Source organism: Leptotrichia sp. oral taxon 221 (assembly GCF_018128245.1).
Taxonomy (GTDB): Bacteria; Fusobacteriota; Fusobacteriia; order Fusobacteriales; family Leptotrichiaceae; genus JABCPH02.
In genome coordinates this window covers 1,511,218-1,533,347 of record NZ_CP072378.1, presented here as the reverse complement: position 1 = coordinate 1,533,347, position 22,130 = coordinate 1,511,218, and the positions used below count along the sequence as shown (strand labels likewise).

Annotated in this window: 14 protein-coding genes, 1 pseudogene and 1 riboswitch; of the genes and pseudogenes, 14 read left to right on the top strand and 1 reads right to left on the bottom strand. The window is 30.0% G+C overall.

All coding sequences use genetic code 11. From position 1 onward, the window contains the following. Positions 1-76 precede the first annotated feature (76 nt). The 9 genes and pseudogenes from J4863_RS09445 to J4863_RS06740 all read left to right on the top strand — a co-directional run bounded on the left by J4863_RS09445 (position 77) and on the right by J4863_RS06740 (position 9,418). The gene (locus tag J4863_RS09445; RefSeq protein WP_249111493.1) at positions 77-316 is read left to right on the top strand and encodes a tetratricopeptide repeat protein; all 240 of its coding nucleotides are present in this window, start codon (positions 77-79) and stop codon (positions 314-316) included. Between the two features lie 18 nt (positions 317-334). Next, entirely contained in the window at positions 335-1,084 is a 750-nt protein-coding gene (locus J4863_RS06775; protein ID WP_211618031.1) for a lipopolysaccharide assembly protein LapB, read from the top strand. Positions 1,085-1,102: 18 nt separating this feature from the next. Further along, positions 1,103-1,543: pseudogene (locus J4863_RS06770) on the top strand (DEAD/DEAH box helicase family protein); the annotation flags it as partial. Between the two features lie 574 nt (positions 1,544-2,117). Continuing rightward, entirely contained in the window at positions 2,118-3,365 is a 1,248-nt protein-coding gene (locus tag J4863_RS06765; protein WP_211618030.1) for an RNA-guided endonuclease TnpB family protein, read from the top strand. A gap of 82 nt (positions 3,366-3,447) precedes the next feature. Continuing rightward, positions 3,448-4,989 carry an excinuclease ABC subunit UvrB gene (uvrB, locus tag J4863_RS06760; protein ID WP_249111492.1) on the top strand — a complete coding sequence of 514 codons (1,542 nt, stop codon included), beginning with the start codon at positions 3,448-3,450 and terminating at the stop codon, positions 4,987-4,989. A 173-nt stretch (positions 4,990-5,162) separates the two neighbouring features. Then, positions 5,163-5,972: a viral A-type inclusion protein gene (locus J4863_RS06755; RefSeq protein WP_211618029.1), complete on the top strand. Its 810-nt coding sequence runs from the start codon at positions 5,163-5,165 to the stop codon at positions 5,970-5,972. Between the two features lie 343 nt (positions 5,973-6,315). Then, positions 6,316-8,145, top strand: coding sequence for a glutamine--fructose-6-phosphate transaminase (isomerizing) (gene glmS / locus J4863_RS06750; RefSeq protein ID WP_211618028.1), 1,830 nt, complete (start codon positions 6,316-6,318; stop codon positions 8,143-8,145). 382 nt (positions 8,146-8,527) lie between these two features. After that, complete coding sequence (locus tag J4863_RS06745; RefSeq protein ID WP_211618027.1) at positions 8,528-8,791, top strand: MarR family transcriptional regulator; 264 nt, start codon at positions 8,528-8,530, stop codon at positions 8,789-8,791. 453 nt (positions 8,792-9,244) lie between these two features. Next, complete coding sequence (locus tag J4863_RS06740; protein ID WP_211618026.1) at positions 9,245-9,418, top strand: hypothetical protein; 174 nt, start codon at positions 9,245-9,247, stop codon at positions 9,416-9,418. 138 nt (positions 9,419-9,556) lie between these two features. On the opposite strand, the gene J4863_RS06735 is transcribed toward J4863_RS06740, so the two are convergent. Beyond that, complete coding sequence (locus tag J4863_RS06735) at positions 9,557-10,909, bottom strand: MATE family efflux transporter (protein ID WP_211618025.1); 1,353 nt, start codon at positions 10,907-10,909, stop codon at positions 9,557-9,559. Positions 10,910-11,150: 241 nt separating this feature from the next. Between J4863_RS06735 and tnpA the strand changes: the two genes are divergently transcribed. The 5 genes from tnpA (at position 11,151) to J4863_RS06710 (ending at position 22,080) form a co-directional block, all read left to right on the top strand. Further along, positions 11,151-11,552 (top strand): IS200/IS605 family transposase, encoded by a 402-nt coding sequence (gene tnpA, locus J4863_RS06730; RefSeq protein ID WP_211618024.1) that lies wholly within the window; start codon positions 11,151-11,153, stop codon positions 11,550-11,552. A gap of 12 nt (positions 11,553-11,564) precedes the next feature. Continuing rightward, entirely contained in the window at positions 11,565-12,992 is a 1,428-nt protein-coding gene (locus J4863_RS06725) for an RNA-guided endonuclease TnpB family protein (protein ID WP_211618023.1), read from the top strand. 470 nt (positions 12,993-13,462) lie between these two features. Continuing rightward, on the top strand, positions 13,463-19,009 hold the full coding sequence (locus J4863_RS06720) for an autotransporter-associated N-terminal domain-containing protein (RefSeq protein ID WP_211618022.1): 5,547 nt from the start codon (positions 13,463-13,465) through the stop codon (positions 19,007-19,009). 185 nt (positions 19,010-19,194) lie between these two features. Further along, positions 19,195-19,368, top strand: a riboswitch (Lysine riboswitch). Positions 19,369-19,475: 107 nt separating this feature from the next. Continuing rightward, a complete protein-coding gene (gene lysA / locus J4863_RS06715) occupies positions 19,476-20,786 on the top strand; it encodes a diaminopimelate decarboxylase (RefSeq protein WP_211618021.1) in 1,311 nt (436 codons plus the stop codon). 76 nt (positions 20,787-20,862) lie between these two features. Beyond that, positions 20,863-22,080, top strand: coding sequence for an aspartate kinase (locus J4863_RS06710; protein ID WP_211618020.1), 1,218 nt, complete (start codon positions 20,863-20,865; stop codon positions 22,078-22,080). Positions 22,081-22,130 lie beyond the last annotated feature (50 nt).

The following is a 22,130-nucleotide window of genomic DNA, read 5'->3' as shown; positions in this document are numbered from 1 at the left end:
TTATGAAGAAGCGAAAAAATATTTGTTGCAGTCATATACTTATGATAAAATAGGGGCGTCAGAAAATGTTCTAGGGATGATTTACTGGGAGGAAGGAAATCAAAAAGAAGCTCAAAAATGGTTTTTAAAATCTTCAGATAAAGGAAATTCAGGAGCTCAAGCAAATTTGGGATCACTTTATTATGAACTAAATGATAAAAAAGAATCGTTAAAATGGTTGGAAAAAGCCTACGAAACAGCGAGAAAAGATAAAGATACTGAAAAAATGGAAGAAATAAAAGAAATGATAAAAGATGTAAAAGATTCTCAAGAATAAAAACAGAAAGGGGAAAATATGAAAAAATATTTGATTTTATTATTATTAGTGGCAAATTTAGGATTAGGAATACAAGGTTTTTCGGCTATGACGAGAGAAGAAAAAATAAGTTTGGAAAAACAAATAGATGAAGCGTATGATAAGAATGACAATAAAAAAACGATATCTTTAGTTTCAAGATATGTAAAAGAGTTTCCTAATAATGCTGATTACTTGAATAAATTAGGAGTTTTGTATGCTAACGAAAATAATTACAAGGAAGCAGAAAAATGGTATTTAAAAGCTATTGAAAATGGGAACTTGACAGCAATTTCAAATTTGGCAGATAATTATTCTCAATTGAAAGATTACGAAAAAGCAATAAAATATTATAAAGAGTATGAAAAAGTAGCAGATAATCCTAGAAATTATACTTGGATAGCAGCGGCATATGAAAATTTGGAAGATTATAAAAATGCAAGAGAGTGGTATTTTAAAGCACTAAAAACTGAAAAAGATGGATTTTCTGAAAATCATTTAGGATTAATGGCAGATAATGAAGGAAATCAAAAAGAAGCATTAAAATGGTATCAAACTTCTGCACAAAAAGGATATCTATGGGGATATAGCAATTTAGCTACTACGTATATTGAATTGGGAGATTATGAAACTGCTGAAAAATGGGTAATTAAAGGATTAGATTTAGCTAAAAAATCGAAAGATTCTGATGATACAGCTGTAAAAAAAGAAATGCAAGATACTTATGATTACATTCAAAAGGTGAAATAGTATCTTAGAGGAAAAGAGATGATGAATATGGATTTTAAGATACATTCAAAATTTAAACCGACTGGAGATCAACCTGAAGCAATTGAAAAAATTGTCGAAAATCTAGAAAATGGGATTTCGGATCAAATTTTGTTAGGAGTTACAGGTTCTGGAAAAACTTTTACTATTGCAAATGCTATCGAAAGAGTAAATAGACCAGCATTAATAATGGCTCCAAACAAAACTTTGGCTGCACAGTTGTATAATGAATATAAACAATTTTTTCCAGAAAATGCAGTAGAATATTTCGTTTCATATTATGATTATTACCAGCCAGAAGCCTACATTATGCAAACTGACACATATATTGAAAAAGATTCTTCGATTAATGATGAAATTGATAAACTGCGACATGCGGCAACGGCGGCACTTTTAAACAGAAGAGATGTAATTATTGTAGCGTCAGTTTCAGCTATTTATTAAATAGTGCAAGAACACTCGCAACTTTTAGTCGTGAGATGAATTGCACGAAAATTTTAGTAAGCATATAGGGAAACTTGTATGTAGACACGGAGCAAAACCGTGCAACAAAGAAACTGAACTGCTGGGAACTCTTAAAGCTAGTATAACCACAACATAATACCTTCGTTAAAATATGGTATAGGTGTGATGGTGGCGAAAGCAGAAAAAATATACTAGATAATGCAAGGTTAAATCCTAAACATTATGATAATAGACAATCAGCAGCTAATCCTGAAAAGGAAAGTTCAACGACTATCCCTCGTGAGGGGAGTACAATACAAGCGATTGGTATTGGAAGTGGTTTCGCCTAAGTCCTTGAAATAGGATATGGATAAGATATAGTCTGTGCTTGTTAGAGATAACAAGAAGTTCATAAGAGAACTGCGTAAGTAGTAGCGTACTTATGTGAACGACGCTTCCCACTATTGTGGGGTTTTAAAAACTTTAAAAATATTTAAAAAATATTACTTTTTAATAGATAAAATGTAGAATATACGGTATAATATCTCTGATGAAAAGGAGGTGATTATATATGTATTTAACATTAAAACAACAAATAAAACATCTTAGTAAAAAAGAGTTTAGAAATTTAAAATATTTATCTCATATAGCCAAGAACTTAACTAATGAAGCTATATACAATATTAGACAATACTATTTTAATAAGAAAAAGTATTTAAGTTATAATGAAAACTATAAAATGCTTAAAAATAGTGAGAACTATAAGAAGTTAAATTCTAATATGGCTCAACAAATTCTAAAAGAAGTAGACGGAAGTTTCAAATCATTTTTTGGACTTTTAAAACTTGCTAAAAATGGTCAATATGATAATAAGAAAATAAAATTACCTAAATATCTTGCTAAAGATGGATTTACAACTCTTGTTATAGGTTTTGTTAGATTAAAAGATGATATGATGATAGTTCCTTATTCAAATTCGTTTAAGAAAACTCATCAGGAAGTTAAAATTAAGCTACCACCAGTATTAAAAGGCAAGAAGATAAAAGAAATTAGAATAATACCAAAACAACATTCTAGGTACTTTGAAATTCAATATACTTATGAGGTAGAAGAAGTTCAAAGGGAATTAAATAAAGAAAATGTACTAGGAATTGATTCAGGTATAGACAATCTTTGCACTTGTGTTACAAATACTGGATCCTCATTCATAATAGATGGTAGAAAATTAAAATCTATTAATCAATACTATAATAAGATAAATGCAAAATTACAAAGTATAAAAGATAAGCAAAAGATTGAGCGAACAACATTAAGACAAAAGAGAATAGCCAGAAAGAGAAATAATCGTATAGAAGATTATCTTTCAAAAACAGCAAGAATAATTGTAAATTATTGTCTTAATAATGATATAGGAAGAATAGTTCTAGGATATAACGAGGATTTTCAAAGAAAATCAAATATTGGAAGTATAAATAATCAAAACTTTGTAAATATACCATATGGAAAATTAAGAGATAAATTAATATATCTATGTAAACTATATGGAATAGAATTTAAACTACAAGAAGAGAGTTATACATCAAAAGCAAGTTTCTTTGATGGAGATGAAATTCCAATATATGATAAGGAAAATCTGCAAGAATATATATTCAGTGGAAAAAGAATAAAAAGAGGACTATATCAAACAAGCGCAGGTAAACTCATAAATGCAGATTGTAATGGAGCATTAAATATTCTAAGAAAAAGTAAAGTTGTGGACTTAAGTGTCCTATACAATAGAGGTGAGCTGAACACACCTAAAAGAATAAGGGTAGTGTAAAGCTATCAAACTTCTTAGAAAATTTTTAAATGTTTTTAAAGATTTTAGAACCCTGCGACTTTAGTCGTGGGAGGTTCAGGGATTGGGATCGCCAGAAGCGTATAAGGAAAAATCAATACCAATTGATGTTGAAACAAATGGTATTGATAGGAATGAGCTGATAAAAAAATTGATTTTATTGAGATATGAGAGAAATGATATAGCTTTTGAGCGTGGGAAATTTAGAGTGAAAGGTGATATTATTGATTTGCATCCATCGTATTTGGATACAGGATATAGATTTGAGTTTTTTGGAGATGATTTAGAAAGTATTTCTGAGATAAATACGCTTACAGGACAAAAAATTAAGACAATAAAAAGAGTAACAATAATGCCGGCGACACACTATTTATCGACTGAAGATACTGAAAAAATATTTTCTCAAATAAAAAAAGAAATGGAAGAAAGAGTTCATTTTTTTCAAAAAAATGGACAATTGTTGGAAGCGCAAAGAATAAAACAGCGAACAGAATACGATTTGGAAATGATTAATGAAATTGGTTATTGTAAGGGAATTGAGAATTATTCTAGATATTTGACTGGGAAATCTGAAGGAGAGGCACCAGATACGTTGATTGATTATTTTCCTGATGATTTGGTTGTATTTCTTGATGAATCGCATATTTCTGTGCCACAAATAAATGGGATGTACAAAGGGGATAGAGCAAGAAAGCAATCATTGATTGACAACGGATTTAGGCTACCAAGTGCGTACGATAACAGACCATTGAAATTTGAAGAGTTTTTTGGGAAAATACCACAAGTAGTTTATGTTTCTGCAACTCCAAGTGATTATGAATTGGAACATTCTAATGGAGAAATTGTTGAGCAATTGGTTAGACCGACTGGAATTGTGGAGCCAGATATTGAAATTAGGGAAACTAAAAATCAGATTGATGATTTGATGGATGAAATAAAAGAGAGAACAAATCGAAGAGAACGGGTCCTTGTAACGACATTAACGAAGAAAATGGCTGAAGAGTTAACAGATTATTATTTGGAATTTGGGATAAAGGTAAAATATATGCACTCGGATATTGATACGCTTGAAAGAACGGAAATTATAAGGGATTTGAGAAAAGGAGTATTCAATGTTTTGGTTGGGATAAACCTTTTGAGAGAGGGCCTTGATATTCCTGAAGTTTCGCTTGTAGCAATTTTAGAAGCCGATAAAGAAGGATATTTACGTTCTAGAAGATCATTGATTCAAACGATGGGTAGAGCTGCAAGAAATGCACACGGACAGGTTATTTTGTATGCTGATAGAATGACAGGTTCGATGCAAGAAGCAATTGATGAGGTTAACAGACGGCGTGAAATCCAAGAAAAATACAATAAAGAGCATAATATAAATCCAAAAACTGTTGAAAGACAAATAGAAGAATCGCTTGTAGATTACGAAATTGAACAAGAAGATAAAATTAATAAGGCTAAAAAAGAATATAGAAGTCAATTTGAAATTGAAAAAGAAATTAAATCACTTAATAAAAAGATTCAAAAATTGGCAGAAGAACTTAATTTTGAGGAAGCGATTAAGTTAAGAGATAAAATGAATGAATTGAAGAAAATATTGTTAGAATTGTAAAAAAAATTAATATAGCCTAAAAGATATATAAATATTGACTTAGAAGCTAATAATAAATTAAGTAAAAGAAAAAATAAAACAAAATTTAATAAAAATCTATTGAAATTTTTCGAAAAATATTGTAAAATAGACGAGATAATTAATTAAATAAAGAAAATAAGGAGAATAATATAATGTCTAAAAAAAATGAAAAAGAAGTGAAAGAAGCAGTTAAAGAATTAACTTTAACAAAAAAAGAAAGAGAAGGATTAAACGAAGACGAAATTAGAAATTTATTAGTTAATAAAGCAATCTTAGAAGAAGCAAAAAAATATAAATTCACTGATGAAGAAAAAGAAGAATTTGATTATTTCTTCACAAATGAAAAATGTAAATATTTCATTGCTAAATCTATCGAAGATAAAATTTCAATCAATGAAAATGATATTACAAAAATTTATACAGAAAACAAAGCTAGTTTTGATGCACAAAATATTCCTTTTTCTCAAGCAAGAGAAAGAATCCAAAGAGATTTATTAAATCAACAAGTTGCAGTTTTAGAAGGAGATGAAATTTCAAGATTAGTAGATGAAATGGCTAATTCAGTAGAAATCACAAAAAAAGAAATTATTTTCTCAAAAGGAAATTCAGAAGTAATCAAAACTATTATCATTAGTAAAGTTATTTCAGAAGAAATGAATAAAGGAGACTTCTTGGAAAAAAATAAAGAAGATATCGAAACTATCGAAAACAATGTTTACATCAATTTCTATTTAGATTTACAAATTAGAAAAACTGTAACAGTAACTCAAGAAGAAATCGTTGAAATTTATGAAAATGAAAAAGGTAAATTAGGAAATATTACACCTAACGATGCTTACCAACAAATTGGAAATGGATTAATTAACAATAAAGCAATCAATGAAAGAAATAATTTAATCAACAAAATTGCAGAAGATTACAAAGTAGAAGAATTAACAAAAAAATATGCTGAAGAAAAATAAACAAAAATAAAAAAGTAAATTAAATTATTTGAAATATGGTCATGTTTTTATGATAAAGATTGTTTTTTTCATAAAACTTGACCATATTTAATTTTTATTGTATAATATAAAGTGAAAAGTCTGAAAAATAAAAAATAAAAATTAAAAAGCGCCAGATCTTAATTTTAAATATAAAAATTATATTAAATAAAGATGACGAGGAAAAAGAGTTATCGAAAATTCGGCGGATGCTCTTTAGGTTATCACAACCTTAATAATATACAAAACTATTAAGAAATTATAGCACAAAAGTATTATAGTGATTGTTTTTCAGATAAAAATTAATATTTGAAAAGGAGAGAATATGTGCGGAATAGTAGGATATATCGGTTCACAAAATGCACAAGATTTTGTAATTGATGGATTGGAAAAATTAGAGTATAGAGGATATGATTCAGCGGGAATAGCTGTAAATACAGGGAAAGATCGTTTTGAAATTGTAAAAAAAGTAGGAAGATTACAAAATTTGGAAGATGCTTTAAAAGAGCATCCTTTAAAAGGTCATAGTGGAATAGGACATACAAGATGGGCAACTCACGGAAAACCATCTGATGTAAATTCGCATCCACATTTTAATAAAGATAAAACTTTAGTTGTTGTGCATAATGGAATTATTGAAAATTATTTGGAATTGAAAAAAGATTTACAAGCTAAAGGGTATGAATTTATTTCAGAAACAGATACAGAAGTTGTAGCTCACTTGTTGGATAGCTTATACGAAGGAGACTTGTTAGAAGCAGTAAAAAAATCATTGAAAATTATTAAAGGAGCTTATGCTTTAGGAATGATGTCTATTTCAGAGCCAGATAGAATTATAGCGGCTAGAAAAGAAAGTCCATTAATCGTAGGTTTAGGAAAAGGTGAAAATTTTATTGCTTCTGATATTCCAGCTATATTAAAATATACGAGAGATGTTTATTTGATTGAAAATAATGAAATTGTTGAAATTAAAAAAGATTCAGTAAAAATAATGGATACAGAAGGAAATGAAGTTTCTAGAGATGTTACACATGTTGAATGGGATATGGAAGCAGCTTCAAAAGGTGGTTACGAATATTTCATGGAAAAAGAAATTTACGAACAACCAAAAGTTTTAATGGAAACTTTAAATAGTAGAGTAGACGAAAATAAAAATATTAATTTTGATGATGCAGGATTGACAAAAGAATACTTAGAAGGCGTTAGAAGCATTTATATTGTAGCTTGTGGAACTGCTTATCATGCTGGATTAGTTGGAAAATATATTATTGAGAAAAAAACTAGAATAAAAGTAGATGTAGAAGTAGCATCTGAGTTTAGATATAGAAATCCAGTGATTGATGACAAAACATTGATTATTGTTTTAAGTCAATCAGGTGAAACATTGGATACGTTGGAAGCTATGAAAGAAGGTAAGAGACATGGTGCGAAAATCGTAGCTATAACAAATGTTGTTGGATCGTCAATAGCTAGGGAAGCTGATCATGTAATTTATACATGGGCAGGACCTGAAATAGCCGTTGCTTCAACTAAAGCATACAGTACTCAAATGATGATTTTATACTTATTAGCAATCGATATGGCTTACAAATTTAATAAAATAACAAGAGAAGAATATGAGCATGATATTAATTCATTGTATGATTTAAAAGAACATGTTGAAAAAGTATTGGAACATTCAGAAAATGTTGAAAAAGCTGCAGCTAAAATATTGGATCAACATAGTATCTTCTATTTAGGAAGAGGTTTAGATTATATGATAGCAGTAGAAGGGGCTTTAAAATCTAAAGAAATTTCTTATATTCACTCAGAAGCCTTTGCATCAGGAGAATTGAAACACGGAACGATTGCATTAATTGATGAGGGAGTACCAGTAGTAATTAATGTTACTCAATCAGACTTATTTGATAAATCAGTTTCAAATATAAAAGAAGTAGCTGCAAGAGGAGCTTATGTAATTGCAATAGCTAAAGAAGGTAATACAATAGTGGAAGAAGTAGCCGATGAAGTGTTTTATATACCTGCTGTTGAAGATGAGTATACAGGATTTTTATCAATTATTATTCACCAATTATTAGCATATTACTTATCAAAATTAAAAGGTAATGATGTTGATAAACCAAGAAACTTAGCAAAATCAGTAACAGTTGAATAGTAAAAGGATTAAGAAATAAGCTAAAGAAAAATAAGAAATGAGCCAACAATTCTAAAGGAGGTTCGTTTCTTATTTAGTTTACACACTTTTGCTTTGTTTTTGTTGAGTAAACATTAGTTAATAATGTTATTTCAAGTAAAAAAACAATGAAAAAACAAAATTTTAATCAATGAAGATTACGTGAAAGGAGAAAGATTCGATTTAGAAAGTCACATAAAAACAAGTTAAGATTTAATAGCAAATATACATTTTATTCTCTACTCAAATCAAGAAAACACATTTGTCTTTTAATTTGTTTTAATTATAAATCGAAAAGTATTAGTATATGAGACATCGTTGTAATTTATATATAAATAAAATAAAACAAGTACATGGAAGACTTTTGAATAAGGCTTTGATTAAAGAAAATGTGAAGGACTACAATGCTGAGCAAAGTAGGATTTTAGAAGTTCTTTGGGAAGAAGGAAGTATCAGTAATAAAGAAATTTCTCAAAAATCAGGATTGGCATTAAATACGTTAACAACAATGCTGAATCGGATGGAAGATGCTGGTTTGATTATGAAAGAAGTAGATGAGAATGATAGAAGAAAGACGATTGTAAGTTTGACAAGAAAGTCTAAGAGATTGAAAAAGAAATTTGATTAAAAAAATTTAGTCAGCGTATATAGAAATATATGCGTAGAGATGGATATGAGAGCCATCCAATACTACTCGAATTGCTGGAAAATCCTAAAGCTAGTTTGACTACAACATAATATCTTAAAAATATTTTGAGATGTAGGTGTGAATGTGGCGAAAGCAGAAAAAACAAACTAGATGGCATAAGGTTAAATCCTAAGTGCTAGAGTAATGGAAGATCAGCAGCTAAGACTGAAAAGTAAAGTTCAACGACTATTCCTCTTGAGGGAAGTACACCAAAGTTGGTGGAAGTGGGTAGACCTAAACGGGTAAAGCCGTAGGATAAGATATAGTCTGTGCTTAATAGAAATATTAAGAAGTTCAAGATATTTTTGTTTCTTTAACAAATTAAGGAATAAGAATATTGAGAGAACTGCATGAGAAGTAACGAACTTATGTGAACGACAATCTTTAAAACAATTGAGTTTAAATAAAATAAGGCTTGGTTGTGGTAAGATTCAGAATATAGTAGAAGGTTTAGTATCAGAGATTTTTAAAGATTTTAAAGATGAAGAAATTATAGAATTAGAAAATTACTTAAACAGAGTTTTAAGAAATTCTGAAATAGCTGAAAAAAAATTAAACTATAAATAAAGTAGTGGGAGTTTTGGCTCCTGCTTTTTTGTAGAGAATTAAGGATTTGTGAAAATTAATTGAAGTAAAATGATAAAATAAAATGTACTCGAGAAATTAACTGTGAAAATTTCAAAAGTACATTTTTTATTAGATTTATTAAGAATAATTTTTATTCCAGTCAATGTTTAGAACTAATATGAAAAAAACTGTTCCAGCTAAAAGGTTTGAAAATAAATTTCCCCAAAAAACTGAATAAAGTCCTAAAGTTGATTTTGTGAATAAGATAAATAAATATCTAAAAAACCAAATTCTTAAAATTGACATAAACATTGGAACTTTTGTACGGGCTAGAGCGATGAAAACTCCTTGACAGACACAGAAAATTCCAAATCCGATAACGGAATATGTGTAAATATTCAATGCTCTGTTAGCAATGTCTAAAACGGCTTTTTCTCTTGTAAATGAAAGCGTAAAAACATTTGAAAAAGGTAGTGTTGATGCAATAATAAATAAAGCGATGACAATACTTGTAGTAATTCCGCAATAAAATATTTTTTTTGATTTTTCAATGTTTCCAATACCTAAATTCATACTAATCATGCTTGTTACGGTTGTTCCGATTGAAGCTGGTAAAATGAAACAAATAGAATTAATGTTTGAGGCAATTCCTTGAGCATTTAATGCGACAGCTCCATAATGTTCAACTTCTTTATTAATTAGGAAAAATCCTAAATAAATTAACATGTAGCTAATCATTGATGGAAATCCAATTCGTAACAGTTTTTTTACAATTGGTGCTATAAATTTGTATTTTTTTAATTCCAATCGCATTTCGTCTTTTTTTATAAATAAATCGTGATACATCCAAATTGTAACGACAATGTATGAACAAAGTGTTGCTAAAACAGCTCCAACAATTCCCATTCTTAAAAAATACAAGAAAATTGTATTGAAAATTATTTTTAAAATTAATAGAATGAAAACCCTAATAAATGGCACTTCTGGTCGTCCAACAGAATTTTTTGCCGCATTATAAATTGAAGCAAGAAAATTGAATGGAATGACTAACGAGTAAAGGGAAATATAGATAAACACGTACTGTTTTATCTCAGGTGTCGTAAATTTAGCTATGAAAAATGCTAGAAAAATACAAACAGGAATCAATCCTAAACCAACTAAAAAACTAAAGACAAAAATTTGAAGTGTCGTTTCTTTTACTGCACGAATAATTCCACGACCATAAAGGTTCCCAATCATAGCCATAGCAGCAACACCAAGTCCTTGCGACAATGCAATCATAATATTTAAAATCGGCTGACTAAATGAAACCGAACTAGCAACAAGCACTCCTCCTAAATTATTCAGAAAAAGTCCATCTGACAAAGGAATAAGAGCTTGAATAATCCCGACCATAAGCGTAGGAACTGATAAAAATAAAAGCGTCCTTAGGATATTTCCATTTAAAATCATGTTACGGCGTTCTTCCGTTGATTGTTTTTTGAATAACATAATTTTTCCTTTCTGATAATATTTTGATTATCTATTATTTATTTTTACAATGAATATAAACTCTATTTGATAATTTTAACATATTTTTTTATAAATTTGAAACTTTTTCTTTTCTTCAATATTTTTATGAATTATGCCAAAACACTCGCGACTTTAGTCGTGAGATGAATGGCGTATTTTTTGTTTACAAAAAATTTGAAATAGTTAAATACATAAGGTATAATAAAAATGGTGATAAATAATGTCAAATATTAATTTTGGAAGAGGATATGTATATTCAATTCAATATCATATAGTGTGGTGTGTAAAATATAGAAGGAAAGTATTAATTGATGATATTGAAAAAACTTTAAAAGAATTATTAATTGAAATTTCTAATGAAAATAATATAAAAATAATAGAAATGGAAACAGATTTAGACCATATTCATATATTAATTGAGTGTAGTCCTCAACATTTCATACCTAATATTTTGAAAATATTCAAAGGAATTTCTGCAAGAAACCTTTTTTTAAAACATCCCGAGATAAAAAATAAGTTATGGAATGGACACTTATGGAACCCTAGTTATTTTGTTGCAACTGTTTCAGAAAATACTGAAGAACAAATAAAAAGATATATCCAAACTCAAAAAGAAAGATGAGAAGGAGGAACTATGGCGAATTATGTATTGACATTAGCTTTAAAAACTGAACTATGGCAAGAACATATTTTAGAAAAGAGACTAAACATAGCCAGAATGATATATAATTCTTGCCTTAGTGAAATTCTTAAAAGACATAGAAAAATGATAAATTCTTCTGAATATAAAGAAATCAGTAATTTAGATAAAAAAGAGCAATCTAAAAGATATAAAGAATTAGATAAAAAATATTTAATATCTAAATTTGAATTAAATAAGTATGTGAAACCTATGACACAAAAATTTAAAAAGAATATAGGTTCTCAAATGGGACAAGAATTAGCTGAAAGAGCTTTTGCAACTTATGAAAAATTTAAGTATGGTAAAGCTAAAAAAGTATATTTTAAAAGTTATGAAAATTTCTATTCTGTTAGAGAAAAAGGTAATATTACGGGACTTAGATTTTTTAAAGAAGATTGTTGCATATCTTGGTTAGGCTTAAAGATTCCTGTAATAATAAAAAATAATGATAAATATGCACAAAGTTGTTTTTTAGATAAGTTATTGTATTGTAGATTACTTAAGAGAGTTGTAAATGGAAAAAATAAATACTACGTTCAAATAACTTTTGAGGGGACACCTCCTAAAAAACATAAAGTTGGTGGAGAAAATGAAATTGGAATTGATATAGGAACTTCAACAATAGCAATCGTTAGTGATAATAAAGTAGAATTAAAGATTTTAGCTGAAAATATAGAAATAAATGAAAAAGAAAAAATAAGACTACAAAGAAAACTAGATAGACAGAGAAGAGCAAACAATCCTAATAAATACAATGCTGATGGTACTATTAATATAGAAAATAAAGAAAAATGGAAAAAGAGCAAATCATATCTAAAAACAAAGTTAAAACTTTCAAATTTACAGAAAAAAATCGCAGAGAAAAGGGAGCAATCTCATAATATTTTAGCGAATAGTATACTAGAAATTGGAACAATAGTAAAAGTTGAAAATATGAGTTTTAAAGCTTTACAGAGAAGAAGTAAGAAAACTGAAATATCTGAAAAGACTGGAAAATTTAAAAAGAAAAAGAGATTTGGAAAATCTTTATCAAATAGAGCACCTGCATTATTAATTGAAATAATAAATAGAAAATTAGAATATATTGGAAAAAATATAATAAAAATTGATACTTTTAAAGTAAAAGCTAGTCAATTAAATCATAGTACAAATGAATATGAAAAGAAAAGTCTATCAAAAAGATGGATAGAAATATTAGGAAATAAAATACAAAGAGATTTGTATTCTGCATTTTTAATAAAGAATGTAAAAGAAAATTTAGAAGAGGTAAATATAGAAAAAGCTCAAAAAGAATTTAAAAATTTTGTTAAATTGCATAATGAAGAAATTGAAAGAATAAAAAAAGGAAATGTAAAAACATTAAAGTGTATGGGATTTTAAAATAAAAACTGGTTTTGAACCGAGCCAACAGGATGTAAATGTTCTCAACGGAGAGCTTGTCCATTAAAGTCTTAAGGAAATTAGCTAGTATTTGAATATTAGATATTCAAAAGAAACTAAATAGTACTTAAGAACCTCGCGACTTCAGTCGTGAGAGGTTCAGTATAAAAGTTGGTAAAAAAACGTCAAAAATTAATTGATTTTTTTTTTTTTTATGTTACACTAAGATAAAGCTAAATTAAATTATATTAATTCATTGGAATAATTATGGAAATGTTGTAAAATACTAAAATGAATTAATCATTAAAATGCAATTATTATGGATTTCTATGAAATATTAGGTTAAATAATAAAAAATATAACTTTTCTTCTTAACTTTTTGTTTAATTTATCGTTTTATAGGGAAAAATAATAAGAAAAATTAAAAAAGCTTAATAAAAATGAAAATTTGATAAATGAGGTGAAAGATTATGACAAATAGCCTAAGAAAATTAGCAAAAGATTTAAAAGCCTTTGCTAAAAGATGTAAAGACTTTAAATATACAGAACAAGCATTGTTTGTATTTTTGTTATGTGGAATAGTTGGTTTTGCTGATGTAACAACAGCGCCAACAGATAAAGCTATTCAAAATCAAAGACAAGAAATAACAACGTCGATTGGAGATATGCGACAACAATTCAAAAGAGTAAAATCAGAAAACGACAAATTAATGAAAAACTACAACTTAGAATTGATCCAATTAATGGAACAAGGAGATCATGTAGTTAAATCGCCTTGGAGTTCTTGGCAATATGGAGCTAACACAATCTTAAATGATTGGAAAGGTTCTTATAAAGGTAGAGGAGATAAGGCTGAAAAATATCCTTATGAAGGTATTCTTGAAAGAAGTTCAGATCCTTATGAAAGAAATGTATCAACAGACAGCAAAAATTACAGTTTATTGTCAAAAACGACTAATGTAAAATCTGCTTCATCTAATAATAGACAAGGAATGAAAGGGTATGGTATTGCTAGTACTAAAGCGGTAAAAGAGCCAATTGTAGGATTTGAAGTAAATGCCGGAATTAATCCAAGAATATTTAATACACCGGTTGTCACTCCACTTAATGCAACACAGCCTAATTTACCTGAAGCTATTAATTTTGTACCACCAACAATAGAAACACCTTCGCCAAATCCGGCAAATATAAATGTGACAACTGTAACATTGTCTTCATATAGTAATGGTGGTTCCTATACCATGTTACGGAAGGAAACGAATATAAACGGGAATTACGATTTATTACCAACTACCCCTGCTTTCAGCACCGGAAATGCATATGGTGTAGCGGAATATACAGTAAGGGAAGGAAACTTTAATGCTTCAGCAAATTCAGTAATGAACATAAACAGTGAAAGAATGAGAGCCGTAACATTAGATCCAATCTATAATAGTGGAACTAATAGCGGTCTTACGTTTACAAATAATGGAACAATCAATCTTATAGCAGAAAAAACTGGTGGAATAGAAGTACAGACACACCAAAATAATACGCCAGTTTTAGGGATAAACGCAGGAAATATAAATGGGAACGGTAATAAACAAGTAGCTCTTATCTTTACAGATGAAGGGTCTTCAACAGGTTCTTATACATTAAGAAATGATGGAACAGTTATTATGAATGGTGATGATTCAACAGGATATGGCCTAGAAATAACTACGGGATGGGTCGGTCACGCTTTAAACAGTGCCGGTGGAACCATAACTATGAATGGTAAAAACAGTTATGGTATTGGAATTGGAACAGCTTCTACGAATATTGGTGCCGGGTCTTCTGCTAAAAACGTGGGGGCTATTAATATAACTGGTGAAAATTCAGGTGGGATAGCTGTACAGAAAGATATGACAGGTGGGATTGAAAATACAGGAAAAATTAATATCTCAGGGAAAAACTCTTTCGGGATATATTCTGAAATAGCAAGACCACTAAATAATGATGGTGAAATTAATATAACTGCCGGGGACAGTAATATAGGATTAAGATCAGGAAACACAGCTGTATTAATAAATAAAAAAGATATAAATATTTCAAGTACAGGGAAAGAAAATATAGGACTTTATACTTCAACAGGAACAGTTGAAAATGATGATACGACAGGTAATGTTACAATAACAGCAGGAGAAAATATTGGAATTATGTCAGCAGGAACTGGAACTGCTAATAATAAAGGGACAATTACTGTGACTGCTGATGGTTCAACAGGAGCAATTGCAACTGGAGGAACAGTTAATAATACAGGGACAATTAGTGTAACTGGAAATACTTCTTCAAACGGAAGAGGAGCAGCTGGTATTATAGCTTCCGGCGGTACATTTACAGCTACTGGAAGTGGAACAGTCACAGCTAATGTAACAGGGAAAAATTCAGTTGGAATATATGCAAAAAATGGAACAGCTACAGTTTTACAAAATAATACAGACACTGCTGATGGAGCAGTAAACTATGCTGTTGATACAAACGGAACAATTAATTTAAATGGAACAGGAACTGCAAATACTGGAGCAAGTGCATTGCTGTTTTATAATGATGGCGGAAAGATAAATGTAAATTCTTCATTAACTGCAAATATATCAGGTGGTTCAAATACTCCCGCAACAAGAGGAACAGCATTCCTATATAAAGGAACTGGATATAGTTCATTTACAGCTTCAGATATATCTACATGGGCAAAAAATAAATTTGGAAATGGAGCAACAACAACTTTAAATAACCTAACACTTAATATGGCTTCAGGTTCAAGACTATTCATAGCTTCAGATGTAAGTATGAATTTATCTGATACAGTAGGTAGTGCATTGTCAAGTGCTTTAGGAGCTACTATTAATGGAAGTGACTACAAGACATTTATGTTGTATAACAGTTTACTTAGATTAAATCAGTCAATTAATTTAGATAATACTAATGATGCATATAACCAACTTGAATTATCTAATTCGTCAATTGATAATAATAATAGCAATACTATAACAGGTACACAAGCAGGACAAACTGCAATTGCACAGGAGAACTTATTAACAAACAGAGCAGCTGTTACATTAAATAATAATGGTGTAATTAATTTAAGTGGTACAAATTCAACAGGTATGTATGCTAAATTTGGAGTTATCAATAATAATTCAACAGGAACAATTACGATAGGAGATTCATCAACTGGTCTTTATGGAACAGAAGATAGTATCCTTACAAATACAGGAACAATTACAATGGGAAATAGTTCAACAGGTATGTATTCTGAAGGTTCAACAACTCAAGGTGTAACAAATGCAGGAACAATCACAAGTGCTGGAACTTCTTCAGTAGGTGTATTGTATAAACCAGCTAGTACTATTCCAACAGGAACAGTTTTAGGTAATACAGGAACTATTATTTTAGGAAATTCGAGTGTTGGATTGTATGGAGAAAATACAGCAACAAACTACGTTACATCTAACCTAGGAACAATTACAGTAGGTAATAATGGTATTGGTATGTTTGGATATGCTTCTGATGTATCTGGAGGAACAATTACAGTAGGAGATACAGGTGTAGGTGTATATTCTCAAGGAGGAAATGTAAACCTTACAGGAGGAACAATTACAACAGGAGCATCTGAAGCAGTAGGTGTGTATACAGTAGGAAGTGGACAAACAATTACTAACAGTGGAACTGCATTCAATTTAGGAGATACATCAGTTGCAATAGCAAATGCTGGAACTGGTAATACAATTAACTCAACAGTAGGAAATGTAGGATTAGGAACAAACAATATTTATATTTATTCGAGTGATACTGGAGGAACAGTAAACAACTCTACAACATTAAATGCATCAGGTGGAGGAAATTACGGTATTTACTCAGCAGGAAATGTTATAAATACAGGTGATATGAACTTTGGAAATGGAACAGGAAATGTAGGTATTTACTCAGTTGGAGGAGGTAATGCAACAAACAACGGTGGAGTAATTACAGTAGGAGGATCTAATCCAGCTGCAAATTCATACAGTATAGGTATGGCCGCAGGTTATGGAACTACAGACACTGGACATGTAACTAATAATGGAACAATTAATGTAAATGGTAATTATGGAATCGGTATGTTTGCAAGTGGAGCAGGAAGTACAGCAACAAATGCTAGTAACATAGTATTAAATGGAAATAATACAACAGGAATTTACGCTGATAACGGAGCAACTGCAATAAATACAGGTTCAATTTCAACTGGTTCTGGATCATACTCTAATGTAGTGGGAGTTTACTTAGGACAAGGTTCAACATTGAATAATACTGGTTCAATTACAATTGATGGTTCTAATGCAGTTGGTGTATACTTAAAAGGAGGAACTATTGCTAACTACGGTAATATTACAGTAAATGGAAGTAGTGATCCTGATGATACAGTGTATACATTTACAACACCAGCAACAGGAAAAGGTGTAGGAGGAGCAATAATCAATGCACCAGCAGGAGCTACAAGTGCTACAGTTACAATAAATGGTGTTAAACAAAATCCAGTAACAGTAAATACATTTGCTAAAAACCCAATAAATGTATCAGCTTCAAGTATTGGATTGTACGTTAATACTTCAGGAGTAGATTATACAAATTCTATTAATGGATTAGGAAACTTAACAAGTGAAGCAGATTTAATTATTGGTACAGAAGCTACTGAAATGACAAATAGTAAATCTATTTTAGTAAATGATCCTAAGATTTTAAATCCATATAATAATGCGATGAGATCTAGTGGAGTTTCAAACTGGAATATTTATTCAGCAGGATTAAACTGGTTAGCAACACCAACATTGAATCCAACTGATGGTACAATGACTAACATTTACATGGTTAAAGTACCTTATACTGCTTGGGCAGGAAAAGAAAATACGCCTGTAAACAGTACAGATACATATAATTTCTTAGATGGATTAGAACAAAGATATGGTGTAGAAGCATTAAGTACGAGAGAAAGACAAGTATTTAGTAAATTGAATAGTATTGGAAACAACGAAGAAACATTATTCTATCAAGCAACAGATGAAATGATGGGACACCAATACGGAAATGTTCAACAAAGAATCAATGAAACTGGAAGCCTACTTGATAAAGAATTTAGATACTTGCACGATCAATGGAGAAATCCTTCTAAAGATAATAATAAGATTAAAGTATTTGGTATGAGAAATGAATACAACACAGATACAGCTGGTATCATTGATTATACAAGTAATGCTTACGGAGTAGCTTATGTTCATGAAAATGAAACAGTTAAGTTAGGAAATTCTTCTGGATGGTATGCTGGAGCAGTAAATAATAACTTTAAATTCAAAGATATTGGAAAATCTAGAGAAAATCAAACTATGGTAAAAGCAGGAATCTTTAAAACAATGTCGCCTTACATGGATCACAATGGTTCATTGAGATGGACAATTGCTGGAGATGTATTCTTAGGTAAAAATGAAATGAAACGTAAATTCTTAGTAGTTGATGATATCTTCAACGCTAAAGGAGATTACACTTCTTATGGTGCTGCGTTCAAAACAGATTTAGGATACGATATTAGAATGTCTGAAAGAACTCATTTGAGACCATACGGAGCATTGAAAATGGAATACGGAAGATTTAACAGTATTAAAGAAGATAGCGGAGAAATCAGATTAGAAGTTGATGGAAACGATTATTATTCTATCAAACCAGAAGTTGGAGTAGAATTTAAATACGTTCAACCAGTAGCAGTTAAATCACAATTGTCTGTTGGATTGTCAGCAGCTTATGAAAACGAATTAGGAAAAGTAGGAGATGTAAATAATAAAGCAAGAGTAAGATTTACAGATGCTGACTGGTTCGGAATCAGAGGAGAAAAAGAAGATAGAAGAGGAAACGGTAAATTCGACTTTAACTTAGGTGTAGATAACACTAGATTCGGAGTAACTGTAAACGCAGGATACGACACTAAAGGAAGCAACATCAGAGGTGGAATCGGATTTAGAGCGATTTACTAATTAAAAAATAATCATGACATTTTGAATTAAGTTTCAAAATGTTGTGATTCTACAATTATGGTCTTAAATTATTTGTCATATTACATAAAACAAAAGATAGCCTAAATTTATGAGGGCTATTTTTTGTTTATTGAGAAAAAAATTCTTTTGAAGTGTTTACAAATAAAGAAAAATTTAGTATAATGTTATAAGATAGAGGTGCGGTTTTTAAGAGTAGATTTATGGAGAAAGTCAATTCGATGAAATAACTTGAAAGGGGAAATCGCCGAAGTACAAAGAGTGACGAACTTTGCTACTGGGTCTATGGAGAATATCTATAGGACTGTCATTATAATGTGTAATGGTGAGCTGTCAGATATATAAATGTGATTTTGATTTTAGATTATATAATTTTATATGCTGATGTTCGTTGTCAGCATTTTTTATTTAAAGAAGAAATTTTTAGGAAAGGAAAATTTGTGAAAGTATGAAATTATTTGGAACGGCAAAAATTAATGAAAAAGGGAATTTATCAATAGGAGGAGTTGATACGATAGAGTTGGCAAAAGAGTTTAAAACGCCACTTTATGTAATGGATCAGGAATTGATTGAAACGACTATTGATAAAATGAAAGAGGCTTTTCAATCATCAAGATTTAAAACAAGAATAGCTTATGCAGGGAAAGCGTTTTTGACAACTGGGATGATTAAATTGGTTGAATCTAAAGGATTGGATTTAGATGTGGTTTCTGGTGGAGAATTGTATACGGCACATAAAGCAGGATTTCCGATGAAAAGAGTGCATTTGCATGGAAATAATAAATTGGTGAATGAGATTGAAATGGCTGTTGAATATGGGATTGATACGATTGTTGTAGATAATGAAGATGAAATTGCTAAAATTGAAAAAGTTTGTAAGGAAAAAGGTAAGAAACAAGCGGTTTTAGTGAGAATTGATCCAGGAATTGAGGCACATACGCATCACTATATAAAAACTTCAGGACTTACATCAAAATTTGGGATTTCACTTTTCCAAGAAAATTTGATTGATATTGTAAAAAGATTGAATGATAGTCCATATATTGAATTTAAAGGGTTCCATACACATATTGGTTCGCAAATATTCCAATCTGCATTCTTTATTTTTGCGTTAGATGAAATTTTCAAATATTTGGATAGATTGAAAAAAGAATTAGGAATTGTAGTTCACACAGTAAATATGGGTGGAGGATTTGGAGTTTATTACAAAAATGGAGATGATCCTAAACCAATAGAAGAAGTGCTTAGCGAAATTATAACTTATACTGAAGCAATGGAAATTAAATATCAAATTGGATTTAAAGAACTTTGTATTGAGCCAGGAAGAAGTATTGTCGGAAATGCTGGAACGACTTTATATGAAGTTGGTGGAATTAAAGAAACTGTTGGTGGAAAAACTTATGTGTTTATTGATGGAGGAATGTCAGATAATATAAGAACTGCACTTTATCAAGCTGAATATGAGGCTGGTGTTGTTAATAAAATGGAAGATACTGACACAAGAGATGTTACATTAGCTGGGAAATTGTGTGAATCGGGAGATATTATTATTCAAAATGGTAAATTGCCAAAATCGACTAAAGTTGGGGATATAGTTGCAGTTGGTACGACAGGAGCTTATTGTTATACAATGTCAAGCCACTACAACAGAATGGTTACGCCAGGAGTTGTATTTGTAAAAGACGGTAAAGCAAAAGTTGCTGTTAGAAGGGAATCTTATGAAGATTTATTGAGAAATGATGAAATTTTTGAATTATAATTTTGTTTCTTTTTGTAATGAAAATTTGTAATGATAAAAAGAAAAGACAGATTGAAAGGATAGAGGTGCATTTATTGTGATTATTGTACATAAATATGGTGGAACTTCGGTTGCCACAACTGAAAAAATTATGAATATTGCTAAATATTTAGGTAGCGTAAAGGATTCAGGAAATGATGTAGTTGTAGTAGTTTCGGCTATGGGGAAAACAACTGATGCGTTAATTAAATTGGCTCATGAAATTACTGAAAATCCAGATTCTAGGGAAATGGATAGATTGATGTCGACTGGAGAACAACAAACAATTTCGCTTTTAAGTATTGCGTTGAAAACATTGGGATATGAAGCGATTTCATTGACAGGGGCTCAAGCGGGGATAAAAACGAGTGGGCATTATATGAAAAATAAAATAGATGATATAAATGGTGATGTTATAAAAGGTCACTTGAATGAAGGAAAGATTGTTGTTGTAGCTGGATTCCAAGGAGTTAATAAAGATGGAGATGTAACTACTTTGGGGCGTGGAGGTTCTGATACTTCTGCAGTTGCACTTGCGGCAGCTTTGGGAGGAAAATGTGAGATTTATACGGATGTTGATGGAATTTATTCAATTGATCCGAGAGTGTATAGCAATGCGAAAAAATTGCCATATATTTCTTATGATGAAATGATGGAATTGGCTTATTTAGGGGCTGGAGTAATGGAGCCTAGAGCTGTTGAACTTGGTGGGAAATATGGAGTAGAAATCTATGTTGGAAAATCACTTGGTGAAAAAAATGGAACGATTATAACTTCAATTCAAAAAATAAAGGAGATTAAAGAAATGGAAGAAAAAGTAATAACTGGAGTGTCGATAAATGAAAATATATTAATGGTAAACGTGGAAGAAATTCCTACAAATGCACAAAATGTATATGAGATTTTTGAAAAAGCTGAAGCAAATGGAATAAATATTGATATGATAAGTCAAAATGATGTAACTAGCCATCACGGAAGTTTTGCGTTTACTTGTCCAAAAACTGATATAGCAGCACTTGAAAAAATTGGTAAAGAAATAGAAGCTAAATTTTCAAAAACATCATTTATAATAAACCAATATGTTACAAAAGTTTCAATTGTAGGAATTGGATTAATTAGTAATGTTGGTGTAGCTGCAAAAATGTTTAAAATCTTATCTGAAAATGATATAAGTTTTCACCAAATTTCGACTTCAGAAATTAGCATTTCGTTGGTTGTAGATGAAGTTATGGGTAAAAAAGTTGCAGAATTATTTGCTAGAGAATTTGATATTTAAGATTTTATGAAAGAGGGGTGTTTACAGATAACAAGGAATGAGATATAATA

Excerpts from the sequence above, each read along its gene's own strand:
- J4863_RS09445 (WP_249111493.1), top strand. The coding sequence starts at position 77 with ATGATTTACTGGGAGGAAGGAAATCAAAAAGAAGCTCAAAAATGGTTT.
- J4863_RS06775 (WP_211618031.1), top strand. The coding sequence starts at position 335 with ATGAAAAAATATTTGATTTTATTATTATTAGTGGCAAATTTAGGATTA.
- J4863_RS06765 (WP_211618030.1), top strand. The coding sequence starts at position 2,118 with ATGTATTTAACATTAAAACAACAAATAAAACATCTTAGTAAAAAAGAG.
- J4863_RS06755 (WP_211618029.1), top strand. The coding sequence starts at position 5,163 with ATGTCTAAAAAAAATGAAAAAGAAGTGAAAGAAGCAGTTAAAGAATTA.
- glmS (WP_211618028.1), top strand. The coding sequence starts at position 6,316 with ATGTGCGGAATAGTAGGATATATCGGTTCACAAAATGCACAAGATTTT.
- J4863_RS06735 (WP_211618025.1), bottom strand. The coding sequence starts at position 10,909 with ATGTTATTCAAAAAACAATCAACGGAAGAACGCCGTAACATGATTTTA.
- tnpA (WP_211618024.1), top strand. The coding sequence starts at position 11,151 with ATGTCAAATATTAATTTTGGAAGAGGATATGTATATTCAATTCAATAT.
- J4863_RS06725 (WP_211618023.1), top strand. The coding sequence starts at position 11,565 with ATGGCGAATTATGTATTGACATTAGCTTTAAAAACTGAACTATGGCAA.
- J4863_RS06720 (WP_211618022.1), top strand. The coding sequence starts at position 13,463 with ATGACAAATAGCCTAAGAAAATTAGCAAAAGATTTAAAAGCCTTTGCT.
- lysA (WP_211618021.1), top strand. The coding sequence starts at position 19,476 with ATGAAATTATTTGGAACGGCAAAAATTAATGAAAAAGGGAATTTATCA.